Here is a 12,133-nt window from a genome sequence, read left to right as displayed (position 1 = left end):
GTGTGCTTTGAGGCCGTGCATTCTAACGTAAACCGTTGCCATCGGCACTCGAAACCCAACCCCGGGTGGAGCCCGGACGTCGGCCCGGCCCAGGCGCCCTATAACAAAGGCTCATCAGGGTCATTGCCGCGGGTTATTTTAATCGTCACATCAAGCACCGAGGCCCCATTCTTGAGGCCTCCAGCCCAGACCGCCGCTGGCTAGCAGACAAGCCCTTCGCTGTCGAGATATGGCGGCCGTTATCCTTTGCGTATACTGCGCCAATGTTTTCCCCTATGGCTTTACGTCCGCGCTGCGCCAAGTGGCTCATCGTAACCGGACTCTTCCTGATGCTCGGCGCCTGCGTTGAAAAACCCAGCACCCTCGAGCGCGTAAAGGAGGATGGTGTGCTGCGGGTGATCACCCGTAACAGCCCCGCCACCTACTTTCAGGACCGCAACGGCGAAACCGGCTTCGAATACGAGCTGGTGAAGCGCTTTGCCGACGATCTGGGCGTGGAGCTGAAGATCGAGACCGCCGACAACCTCGACGACCTGTACAACCAGTTGGGCCAGCCCAAAGGCCCGGTGCTGGCTGCCGCTGGCCTGGTGAGCAGCGAGCAGCGCAAACAGCAGGTGCGGTTTTCCCACCCTTACCTGGAAGTCACCCCGCAGATCATCTATCGCAACGGCCAGTCCCGCCCTACCAGCGCGCAAAACCTGGTGGGCAAGCACATCATGGTGCTCAAGGGCAGCAGCCACGCAGAACAACTGGCGGAACTCAAGCTCAAGTACCCCGGCATCGACTACGAAGAGTCGGACGCCGTCGAGGTCGTCGACCTGCTGCGCATGGTGGACGAAGGGCAGATCGACCTGACCCTGGTGGACTCCAACGAACTGGCGATGAACCAGGTGTACTTCCCCAACGTACGGGTCGCCTTCGACCTGGGGGATGCCCGCAGCCAGAGCTGGGCGGTAGCCGCCGGCGACGACAACAGCCTGCTCAACGAAATCAACAGTTTCCTCGACAAGGTGGAGAAGAACGGCACCCTGCAACGCCTCAAGGACCGCTATTACGGCCACGTGGACGTGCTCGGCTATGTCGGTGCCTACACCTTCGCCCAACACCTGCAGCAGCGTCTGCCCAAGTACGAGAAACACTTCAAGAATTCGGCCAAGCAGGAGAAGCTCGACTGGCGCCTGCTGGCGGCGGTGGGCTACCAGGAATCCATGTGGCAGGCCGAGGTGACCTCCAAGACCGGCGTGCGCGGGTTGATGATGCTGACCCAGAACACCGCCCAGGCCATGGGCGTGTCCAACCGCCTGGACCCCAAGCAGAGCATCAGTGGCGGGGCCAAGTACCTGGCTTATATCAAGGAACAGCTGGACGACAAGATCGAGGAGCCGGACCGCACCTGGTTCGCCCTCGCCGCCTACAACGTCGGCACCGGCCACCTGGACGACGCTCGCAAGCTGGCGGAAAGGGAAGGCCTGAATCCGAACAAATGGCTGGATGTGAAGAAAATGCTGCCACGGCTGTCGCAAAAGCAGTGGTACAGCAAGACCCGCTATGGCTACGCCCGGGGCGGCGAGCCGGTGCATTTCGTCGCCAACATCCGCCGCTACTACGACATCCTGACCTGGGTGACCCAGCCGCAGCTGGAAGGCGATCAGGTCGCCGAGGGCAACCTGCATGTGCCTGGGGTCAACAAGACCAAGCCGCCGGAAGACAATCCGCCGCTTTAACAGCCCTGGCCGGCCAGCCGACTCCTACAGAGATGGTGCAGGAGCCGGCTCGCCGGCGAAGGTCATTCAGGCCTTGGCCGCAGCCGCCAGAATCAGGGCCTTCATCTCCGCTACCGCCCCCTTGAAGCCGACGAACAGGGCATGGGCCACCAGGGCGTGGCCGATGTTCAGCTCGTTGATGCCCTTGATCGCCGCCACCGCTTCGACGTTGTGGTAATGCAGGCCGTGGCCGGCATTGACGATCAGGCCCTGGGCCAGCCCCACGGCAACCCCGTCGACGATGCGCTGCAGCTCGTCCGCCACTTCACTCGGCGTCTGGGCATCGGCATAACGACCGGTGTGCAACTCGATGGCCGGCGCGCCGACGCGCTTGGAGGCTTCGATCTGGCGCTCGTCGGCATCGATGAACAGCGACACTTCGGAACCGATTTTCGACAAGCGCTCCACCGCCGCCTTGATCCGTGCTTCCTGACCGGCCACGTCAAGACCGCCTTCTGTGGTCAGCTCCTGACGGGTTTCCGGCACCAGGCAGATATGCGCCGGGCGAATGCGCTCGGCGAACGCCATCATCTCCTCGGTGACGCCCATCTCGAAGTTCATGCGGGTCTGCAACACGTCCTTGAGCAGCAGCACGTCGCGCTCCTGAATGTGCCGGCGATCTTCGCGCAGGTGCACGGTGATGCCGTCGGCACCCGCCTCTTCCGCATCCAGAGCGGCCTTGACCGGGTCAGGGTAACGCGTGCCGCGGGCCTGACGCAGGGTGGCAACGTGATCGATGTTCACGCCGAGAAGAATGCGATTGCTGGTGGTCACGGAAGCGCTCCTGGGTAAATGAAAATTCGCCGCACAGCATACGGGGAGAACAGGGTCTGTTGCCATTTGCACGAACGCAGAATAAGCGCTGCGCGTGGCCGGCCGCCGCCGACGGATGAGCGGCAAGTACACCTAGGGTTTGCGAAACAGCTCGCGACTGACCAGGGGCCGCCCGCCCAGGTGCACGGCCAGGGCCTGGCGCATCAGGCGCTTGGCGGCCGACAAGGCACCGGGAGCGCTCCAGTCGGCTTCGGCCATGGCCAACAGTTCGGTGCCATTGAACAGGCCCGGTTGCAGCAGGAAGACCTGCTCCAGTCCGGCATCCACCTGCAGGCGATATAGGCCATCGGCAGCGATGGGCGCGCCGTGGATGTCGCTGTCCAGGGCGAAGCCATAGCCCAGATCGTCCAGCAGGCGCCACTCAAAGGCCCGCAGCAGGGGCTCCAGGGGCCGGCCCTCGGCCAGGGCCAGCAAGGTGGCGGCGTAGTGGTCGAACACCGCCGGATGGGGATCTTCCGCCGGCAGCAGGCGGATCAGCAGCTCATTCAGGTACAGGCCGCTGAACAGCGCTTCGCCGTTGAGCCAGGCGGCGATTCCGGCACTTTCCATGCGCCCGACGTTCTTCAGCTCGCCGCGGCCGCGAAACTCGACTTCCAGAGGAACGAAGGGTCGCGCCAGGGTACCGGCCTTGCCTCGTGCATTGCGCAGGACAGCGCGCAGGCGACCTTGAGGGGTGAGGAAATCCACCAGGGCGCTGCTTTCACGGTAAGCGCGGCTGTGCAGGACGTAGGCAAGCTGGCCGACTGGGGCGTTGCTGGACATGGTTGCGGGGGATCTCAGGGGCAGAGAGGGAACCGGGTCCGGAGAAGGAGGTGAAGCGGTTCGCCGACCAGCCGGCTCCTACAGGGTGTTGTAGGAGCCGGCTGGTCGGCGAAAGGTCTCAGAGGTCGCCGTAGCCCAGGGAACGCAAGGCGCGCTCGTCATCGGACCAGCCACCCTTGACCTTGACCCAGAGGTTGAGCATGACCTTGGAGTCGAACAGCAGCTCCATGTCCTTGCGCGCTTCCATGCCGATGCGCTTGATCCGCTCACCCTTGTCGCCAATGATGATTTTCTTCTGCCCATCGCGTTCGACAAGGATCAAGGCGTGGATATGCAGGGTCTTGCCCTGCTGCTTGAACTCTTCGATTTCCACGGTGATCTGGTACGGCAGCTCGGCACCCAGCTGGCGCATGATTTTCTCGCGCACCAGTTCGGCGGCGAGGAAGCGGCTGCTGCGGTCGGTGATCTGGTCTTCCGGGAAGAAGTGATCGTTCTCCGGCAGGTGCTTGGCGATCAAGCCTTCCAGGGCTTCGAGGTTATGCCCCTGCTGCGCGGAGACCGGCACGATCTCGGCATTCGGCAGTTGCTCCTGCAGCCAGGTCAGGTGCGGCATCAGCTCGGCCTTGTCCTCGATGCGGTCGGTCTTGTTGATCGCCAGGATCACCGGCCCCTGCACGTACTGCACGCGCTCAAGGACCAATTGGTCCTCGTCGGTCCACTTGGTGCGGTCGACCACGAAGATCACCACGTCGACGTCTTTCAAGGCCGCCGAAGCGGTCTTGTTCATGTAGCGGTTCAGCGCCTTCTCGTTGCTCTTGTGCATGCCGGGGGTGTCGACGTAGATCGCCTGGATGGCGCCTTCGGTCTTGATGCCGAGCATGTTGTGACGAGTGGTCTGGGGCTTGCGCGAGGTGATCGCCAGCTTCTGGCCGAGGATGTGGTTGAGCAGCGTCGACTTGCCCACGTTGGGGCGGCCGACGATGGCGACATAGCCACAGCGTGTTGCGGTTGAATCAGTCATGGCCATTCTCCACGCCCAGGGCAATCAGTGCTGCAGCGGCCGCTACCTGTTCGGCAATACGACGGCTCACACCCTGACCTCGGCTTTTTTCATTCAATAAGGTGACTTCACATTCAACGAAGAATGTCCGGCAGTGCGGCTCGCCCTGGATATCCACCACTTCGTAGCGCGGCAGTTCGCAGGCACGGGACTGGAGGAACTCCTGCAGCCGGGTCTTGGGGTCCTTGTTGGTGTCCACCAGGGTCAGGCTCTCGAACTCCGAGGCCAGCCAGGACAGTACGCGGTCGCGGGCGGTTTCCATGCCAGCGTCCAGGTAGATCGCACCAATCAGGGCTTCCAGGGCATCGGCCAGGATCGATTCACGACGGAAACCGCCGCTCTTCAATTCGCCGGAACCCAGGCGCAGGTATTCGCCCAGGTCGAAACCGCGGGCCAGTACCGCCAGTGTTTCACCTTTCACCAGGCGCGCGCGCAAACGCGACAGCTGGCCTTCGCGGGCCTGGGGGAAGCGCTCGAACAACGCCTCGCCGGCCACGAAGTTGAGAATGGCGTCACCGAGAAACTCGAGGCGCTCGTTGTTGCGCCCGGCAAAGCTGCGGTGAGTGAGAGCCAGGAGCATCAGTTCCTGGTCCTTGAAGGAATAGCCGAGCTGACGCTCGAGACGGCTCAAAGAAACGCTCACGGTTTACCCACACTGATTTCGTTGCCGAAACTCGCCATCCTAGGGGCCGCGCACGAAGTGCGGGTGGCAATTAACGCTGTGTTCAAATCCACATCCTGAATATCGTTGACTGCATGCTTCTGGCGATAAGGCTGTTACGGATGGCCCGAAGGCGCGCCGTTTTATACAAGAGCCAGAAAAGCATTCGGCGCTGTGTTCAACAGCGCCGTGTGTGATTACTTGATCAGGCCAACCCGCGAGAAATTCGGCAGGTGGCTGAGTTTCGGTTCGGGCCAGCTCATCCAGACTGCGAAGGCCTTGCCGACGATATTCTTGTCGGGAACCATGCCCAGCAGGTCTTTGGGAATACTCGGATCGTCCCAGTAGCGACTGTCGTTGGAGTTGTCGCGGTTGTCGCCCATCATGAAGTAGTGCCCGGCGGGTACCACCCAACGACCGTCCGGAGTGGCCCGATAGCGGCTCATTTCCTTACGGATCAAGTGCTCGGCGGCACCGAGTTTCTCCTTGTACAGCTCAGCGCTGCCCAGGGTGCCGGGCTCAGCGCCGACCAACTGCTCCGCCACCGGCTGGCCGTTGACGAACAGATGCTTGTCGCTGGTGTAGCGCACTTCATCCCCCGGCAGGCCCACTACACGCTTGATGTAGTTGACGTTGGGGTCGCTTGGGTAGCGAAACACCATTACATCGCCGCGTTGCGGATCACCGATCTCGATGACTTTCTTGTCGATCACCGGCAAGCGAATCCCGTAGGAGAACTTGTTCACCAGGATGAAGTCGCCGACATCCAGGGTCGGTTTCATCGAGCCCGACGGAATCTGGAACGGTTCCACCAGGAACGAACGCAGCACCAGGACAATGAACAACACCGGAAAGAACGACTTGCCGTATTCAACCAGCAGCGGTTCCTTGTTCAGCTTCTCGACCACCAGCCCATCCGGCTGGCTGACGCTGCCCTGATAGTTGGCGATGGCCGCGCGTCGACGCGGTGCGAGAAACACCAGATCGAGCAACGCCAAGAAACCGCATACGAAGACAGCGATGACCAGCAACAGCGGGAAATTTAGTGACATAGGACCTAACTATCCAACCTGAGCACGGCAAGGAAGGCTTCTTGTGGAATTTCCACGTTGCCCACTTGCTTCATGCGTTTCTTACCGGCCTTCTGCTTTTCCAACAGCTTGCGCTTACGGCTGACGTCGCCGCCGTAGCATTTGGCCAGTACGTTCTTTCTGAGGGCCTTGACGGTTGTCCGCGCCACAATCTGCCCGCCGATGGCGGCCTGGATTGCCACGTCAAACATCTGCCGAGGAATCAGATCTTTCATCTTCTCGGTCAACGCACGCCCTTTGTAGTGGGCGTTATCACGGTGCACGATCAATGCCAGGGCATCGACCTTGTCGCCGTTGATCAATACATCCAGCTTGACCAGATTAGCTGACTGGTAGCGATCGAAGTGGTAATCCAGCGACGCGTAGCCGCGGCTGGTGGACTTCAGGCGATCGAAGAAATCCAGTACCACTTCGTTCATCGGCAGATCGTAGGTCACCTGGACCTGGCTGCCCAGGAACAGCATGTCATGCTGCACACCGCGTTTCTCGATGCACAGGGTTATGACGTTGCCCAGGTGCTCTTGCGGCACAAGGATATTGGCCCGCACGATCGGCTCGCGCATGTCTTCGATCGACGACAGGTCCGGAAGCTTGGACGGGTTGTCGACATAGATGGTTTCACCGGTCTTGAGCAGCAGCTCGAAGATCACCGTCGGCGCGGTGGTGATCAGGTCCAGGTCGTATTCGCGCTCCAGGCGCTCCTGGATGATCTCCATGTGCAGCATGCCGAGGAACCCGCAACGGAAGCCGAAGCCCAGGGCATCGGAGCTTTCCGGGGTGTACTGCAGCGACGAGTCGTTGAGGGTGAGCTTCTGCAGCGCTTCGCGGAAATCCTCGAAGTCATCGGAGCTGACCGGGAACAGGCCGGCATAGACCTGGGGCTGGATGCGCTTGAAGCCTGGCAGCACTTCCACGTCCGGGGTCGAACTCAAGGTCAGGGTGTCACCCACCGGCGCCCCGTGAATATCCTTGATGCCGGCGATGATGAAGCCCACTTCACCGGCCTTGAGGTCGGCAGTGGCGGTGTGTTTCGGGTTGAATACACCGACGCTGTCCACCAGGTGGATCTTGCCGGTGGACTTGACCAGGATCTTGTCGCCTTTCTTGACCCGGCCGTGACGCACACGCACCAGGGACACGACGCCCAGGTAGTTGTCGAACCAGGAGTCGATGATCAGCGCTTGCAGCGGATCTTCGATATTGCCGGTCGGCGCCGGAATGGTGGTCACCAGGCGCTCGAGCACCTCGTCCACGCCCAGGCCGGTCTTGGCACTGCAGGTCACGGCGTCGGTGGCATCGATACCGATGATCTTCTCGATCTCTTCCTTGACCCGCTCCGGATCGGCCTGTGGCAGGTCGATCTTGTTCAGCACCGGCATCACTTCCAGGCCCTGCTCGATGGCGGTGTAGCAGTTGGCTACCGACTGGGCTTCAACGCCCTGGCCGGCATCCACCACCAGCAGCGCACCTTCACAGGCCGCCAGGGAGCGACTGACTTCATAGGTGAAGTCCACGTGGCCCGGGGTATCGATGAAGTTCAGCTGGTAGGTAATGCCATCTTTGGCTTTGTAATAGAGGGTGACGCTGTGGGCCTTGATGGTGATCCCGCGCTCACGCTCAAGGTCCATGGAGTCCAGAACCTGGGCTTCCATTTCGCGCTCGGCCAGGCCGCCGCACATCTGGATGAAGCGATCGGCCAGAGTCGACTTGCCATGGTCAATGTGGGCGATGATGGAGAAATTGCGGATATGACTCAAATCACTCACGGATGAACACTCAAAAAGGCTGCAGGCATGGCCCGCCGAAAAATAGCCGGGAATTGTACCTGATACTCGGCACGAGCGTCACGCTCGCCTGTCAGCGTTTGTCAAATGCAAAAACGCCCCGATCCAGAGACCGGGGCGTTGCGCTTAAAACCTGGCGGAACCGCTAAATCAACCGGCCCGGCGCAGCAGCCAGAAGCCTGCAATGGCGCAGATGCCTGCCGGCACCAGCACCGCAAACAGCGGCGAGAAGCCAAAAACCAGGCTCGAAGGCCCCAGCAGGTCCTGGGCGATGCGGAAAGTGAACCCCACCAGCACGCCGGTGAACACGCGCTGACCGAGGGTCACCGAACGCAGCGGGCCGAAGATGAAGGAAATCGCCATCAATACCAGGGCCGCCGTCACCAGGGGCTGCAGGACCTTGACCCAGAACGCCAGCCAGTAGCGACCGTTGTTCAGCCCCTGATCCGCCAGGTAATGGATGTAGCCCCACAAGCCAGTGATCGACAGGGACTCCGGCGCCATCACCACGGTGCTCAGCAGTTGCGGGCTCAGGGCCACGTCCCAGCGTTCGTCGGGCGCGCTGATGACTTCGGTGTGACCTTCACGGAAATAGGTGGTGGTGACATCCGTCAACTGCCAGTAGTTCTCGTGGAAGCGCGCCTGGCGGGCAAAGCTCGACGACAGCATGTGGTGATTGTCATCGAAGTGGTAGCGGGTCACGCCATACAGCAAGCCATTGGGTTGCACGGCGTTGATGTGGATGAACTCCTCGCCCTGACGGTGCCACAGGCCGTGCTTGGAACTCTGGGCATCGCCGGAACCCTGCGCCAGGGCGCGACTGGCCTGGGCCCGGGTCTCGGTGGCCGGCGCCACGTACTCGCCCACCAACACCCCCACCAGCATCAGCACCAGCATGGGCTTCATGACCGCCCAGACGATACGACCGACGGAGACACCGGCGGCCCGCATGATGGTCAGCTCACTGTTGCTGGCCAAAGAGCCCAGGCCGATCAGACAGCCGATCAGAGCCGCCATCGGCAGCATCTCGTACACCCGGCGCGGGGCGGTGAGGACGACGTAGCTCATCACGTCCATCACGGTGTAGGTATCGCTGACGCTGCCCATCTCATCGATGAAGGCAAACAGCGAGGCCAGCCCGAGGATGATCCCCAGGACTGCAAGAATGGCCATGAACACACTGCTACCAATGTAGCGATCGAGCTTAACCACGAGCCATCTCCTTCATGCTGCGACGACTCGCCATTTTCAACCGCATCGGTTCCCAGTACATCAAGCCCAGGCCAATGGCCAGGAACAGCAGGTGAACCCACCACAGCCCCAGGGCAGGCGAGATCTTGCCTTTCTCCAGGGCACCGCGCACCGCGATCAGGATGGTCAGGTACGCCATGTACAGCAGAATGGCCGGGATCAGCTTGAGGAAGCGGCCCTGGCGCGGATTGACCCGGGACAGCGGCACCGCCATCAGGGTCACGATGAAGACCAGCAACGGCAGGGACAGGCGCCATTGCAGTTCGGCGCGGGCCCGCAGGTCGTCCTTGCCGATCAGGTCGCGGGTCGGCATGGCGTCGCGATCGGTGACTTCGTCGCTGACGTCCGGACGCTCCAGCAGCACGCCGTAGGTGTCGTACTTGATCACCCGGTAGTTGGCCTCGCCCGGGTTGCCGTCATAGCGGTAGCCGTTTTCCAGGATCAGGTAACGATTGCCGTCGGGCCGGATGTCCTGATGGCCCTTCTCGGCCACCAGCACCGAGATGCCCTGGTCCTTCTTTTCCTGATTCAGGCGTTTTTCGGAGATGAACACCCCGGAAAGATTGGTCCGGTCTTCCGACAACTGCTCGGTGTAAGTCACCCGGCTGCCGTCGTTGAGCGCCTGAAAGCGTCCGGCCACCAGGGTGTCGAACTCGGTCAGGGCATCCTGCTTGTTCAGCAGCAACTGGAACTGATTGGCTCCCTGCGGCGCCAGGCTCAGGCTCAGCCACGCCACCACCAGCGCCACCAGGGCCGCCGGAACCATGGTCATGCCCAGCAGGCGCTGCTGGCTCATGCCGGTCGCGGACAACACGGTCATCTCGCTTTCGAGATAAAGCCGGCCATAAGCCAGAAGAATGCCGAGGAACAGCCCCAGCGGCAGGATCAGTTGCAGGAAGCCCGGCAGACGAAAGCCCATGATCAGGAACAGCGAGCCCGGATCCAGAGCACCCGAGGCAGCTTGAGCGAGGAACTTGACGAAGCGCCCGCTCATGATGATGACCAGCAGCACCGCACTCACGGCACTCAGGGTCAGCAGGATTTCGCGGGATAGATAACGAAAGACGATCAAACCAGACACTCCAGGGTTGTCAGGCTAAGGCGGCCGAACAAACAAACGTATCGAGCCGGCTCCAAATTGCAGAGCCGCCGAAAAAGATGGCGCATTATCCTGTGATTGCGCGCGCCTGTCACGGAGGATGCTCTCCCGGCGCTCTAAAGCGGCGAACTTGGCCGATACGAGGGTTGTCAGCCGCGACCGGCGAGGTTCAAACTGGCGGCTTTGTCGTCGCCAGCACGCGACGCCTTCTTCTATATAGATAAGCCCCGCGCCGGAGTCTTTCCTGCGCTCTTAGACCATTCATTCAGGGACCCGGACATGGAACTGGTTGTAAAAAGCGTTAGCCCGGAAACGTTGAAGACCGCCACCCTGGTGGTCGCCATCGGCGAAGACCGCAAGCTCGGCACCGTCGCCAAGCAACTCGACGAACTCAGCGGCGGCGCCATCAGCGCCGTGCTCAAGCGCGGCGACCTGGCCGGCAAGGTCGGCCAGAGCCTGCTGCTGCACGGCGTGGCCAAGCTCAAGGCCGAACGCGTGCTGCTGGTCGGCACCGGCAAGGATGGCGAACTGGGCGACCGCCCGTTCCGCAAGCTCATCAGTGGCGTACTGAGCACGCTCAAGGGCCTGGGCGGCAGCGACGCCGTGCTGGCTCTGGACGAAGTCGTGGTCAAGGGCCGCGACAGCTACGGCAAGACCCGCCTGCTGGCCGAAACCCTGGTGGACGGTGGCTATGTCTTCGACCGCTACAAGAGCCAGAAGGCCGAACCTCGTGCCCTGAAGAAAATCACCCTGCTGACCATCAAGGCCGCCGAGGCGGAAGTCCAGCGTGGCGTGACCCACGCCCAGGCCATCGCCAAGGGCATGGCCTTCACTCGCGACCTGGGCAACCTGCCGCCGAACGTCTGCCACCCGACCTTCCTCGGCGAACAGGCCAAGGCCCTGGGTAAAGAGTTCAAGGGCCTGAAAGTCGAAGTCCTCGACGAGAAGAAGATCAAGGAACTGGGCATGGGCTCGTTCTATGCCGTGGGCCAGGGCAGCGACCAGCCGCCACGCCTGATCGTCATGCAGTACAACGGCGGCAAGAAGTCCGAGAAGCCATTCGCCCTGGTGGGCAAGGGCATCACCTTCGACACCGGCGGCATCAGCCTCAAGCCCGGCGCCGGCATGGATGAGATGAAATACGACATGGGCGGCGCCGCCAGCGTGTTCGGCACCCTGCGTGCGGTGCTGGAGCTCAAGCTGCCGATCAACCTGGTGTGCATCCTCGCCTGCGCCGAGAACATGCCCAGCGGCGGCGCTTCCCGTCCTGGCGACATCGTCACCACCATGAGCGGCCAGACCGTGGAAATCCTCAACACCGACGCCGAAGGCCGCCTGGTGCTGTGTGACGCCCTGACCTACGCCGAACGCTTCAAGCCTCAGGCCGTGATCGACATCGCCACCCTCACCGGTGCCTGCATCGTGGCCCTGGGCGCCCATACTTCGGGCCTGCTGGGCAACAACGACGAGCTGATCGAGCAACTGCTCAGCGCCGGCCGGCAAGCCGACGACCGCGCCTGGCAACTGCCGCTGTTCGACGAGTACCAGGAGCAGCTGGACAGCCCGTTCGCCGACATTGCCAACATCGGCGGACCGAAGGCCGGCACCATCACCGCCGCCTGCTTCCTCTCGCGCTTCACCAAGAACCTGAACTGGGCGCACCTGGACATCGCCGGCACCGCCTGGACCAGCGGCGGCAAGGACAAGGGCGCCACCGGCCGTCCGGTTCCCCTGCTGACCCAATACCTGCTGGACCGCGCCAAAGCCTGAAAACCATGACCGCGGAGGGTGTCGCTTGAAAGCGGCGCCCTCTCCGGCTCAGGAACCC

General features: G+C 62.1%; 10 protein-coding genes. 2 read left to right on the top strand and 8 right to left on the bottom strand.

Translation table 11 applies throughout. The features are described from left to right. The first annotated feature begins 263 nt into the window (after window positions 1–263). Window positions 264–1,724 (top strand): membrane-bound lytic murein transglycosylase MltF, encoded by a 1,461-nt coding sequence (gene mltF / locus PST29_RS05435; protein WP_060837671.1) that lies wholly within the window; start codon window positions 264–266, stop codon window positions 1,722–1,724. A 66-nt stretch (window positions 1,725–1,790) separates the two neighbouring features. On the opposite strand, the gene pdxJ is transcribed toward mltF, so the two are convergent. From pdxJ to lptF, 8 genes are all read right to left on the bottom strand, one after another. Beyond that, the gene (pdxJ, locus tag PST29_RS05430; protein ID WP_060842554.1) at window positions 1,791–2,537 is read right to left on the bottom strand and encodes a pyridoxine 5'-phosphate synthase; all 747 of its coding nucleotides are present in this window, start codon (window positions 2,535–2,537) and stop codon (window positions 1,791–1,793) included. 132 nt (window positions 2,538–2,669) lie between these two features. Next, window positions 2,670–3,359, bottom strand: a complete 690-nt coding sequence (recO, locus tag PST29_RS05425) for a DNA repair protein RecO (protein ID WP_060837669.1) — start codon at window positions 3,357–3,359, stop codon at window positions 2,670–2,672. 118 nt (window positions 3,360–3,477) lie between these two features. After that, window positions 3,478–4,380, bottom strand: a complete 903-nt coding sequence (gene era, locus PST29_RS05420) for a GTPase Era (protein WP_019094760.1) — start codon at window positions 4,378–4,380, stop codon at window positions 3,478–3,480. Beyond that, window positions 4,373–5,062 (bottom strand): ribonuclease III, encoded by a 690-nt coding sequence (gene rnc / locus PST29_RS05415; RefSeq protein WP_011059421.1) that lies wholly within the window; start codon window positions 5,060–5,062, stop codon window positions 4,373–4,375. Before rnc ends, era begins: the two co-directional genes overlap by 8 nt. A gap of 215 nt (window positions 5,063–5,277) precedes the next feature. Next, entirely contained in the window at window positions 5,278–6,132 is an 855-nt protein-coding gene (lepB, locus tag PST29_RS05410; RefSeq protein ID WP_060837668.1) for a signal peptidase I, read from the bottom strand. A 5-nt stretch (window positions 6,133–6,137) separates the two neighbouring features. Then, on the bottom strand, window positions 6,138–7,937 hold the full coding sequence (gene lepA, locus PST29_RS05405) for a translation elongation factor 4 (protein WP_060837667.1): 1,800 nt from the start codon (window positions 7,935–7,937) through the stop codon (window positions 6,138–6,140). Between the two features lie 168 nt (window positions 7,938–8,105). Beyond that, on the bottom strand, window positions 8,106–9,167 hold the full coding sequence (lptG, locus tag PST29_RS05400) for an LPS export ABC transporter permease LptG (RefSeq protein WP_060842553.1): 1,062 nt from the start codon (window positions 9,165–9,167) through the stop codon (window positions 8,106–8,108). Further along, window positions 9,160–10,278, bottom strand: coding sequence for an LPS export ABC transporter permease LptF (gene lptF / locus PST29_RS05395; protein WP_060842552.1), 1,119 nt, complete (start codon window positions 10,276–10,278; stop codon window positions 9,160–9,162). The genes lptG and lptF overlap by 8 nt, the downstream gene beginning before the upstream one ends. Window positions 10,279–10,584: 306 nt before the next feature. On the opposite strand from lptF, the gene PST29_RS05390 reads away from it, so the two are divergent. After that, window positions 10,585–12,075, top strand: coding sequence for a leucyl aminopeptidase (locus tag PST29_RS05390; RefSeq protein ID WP_060837664.1), 1,491 nt, complete (start codon window positions 10,585–10,587; stop codon window positions 12,073–12,075). Window positions 12,076–12,133 lie beyond the last annotated feature (58 nt).

This window comes from Pseudomonas sp. St29 (genome assembly GCF_001547915.1).
Taxonomy (GTDB): Bacteria; Pseudomonadota; Gammaproteobacteria; order Pseudomonadales; family Pseudomonadaceae; genus Aquipseudomonas.
This window is presented reverse-complemented; position numbering and strand designations above follow the sequence as displayed.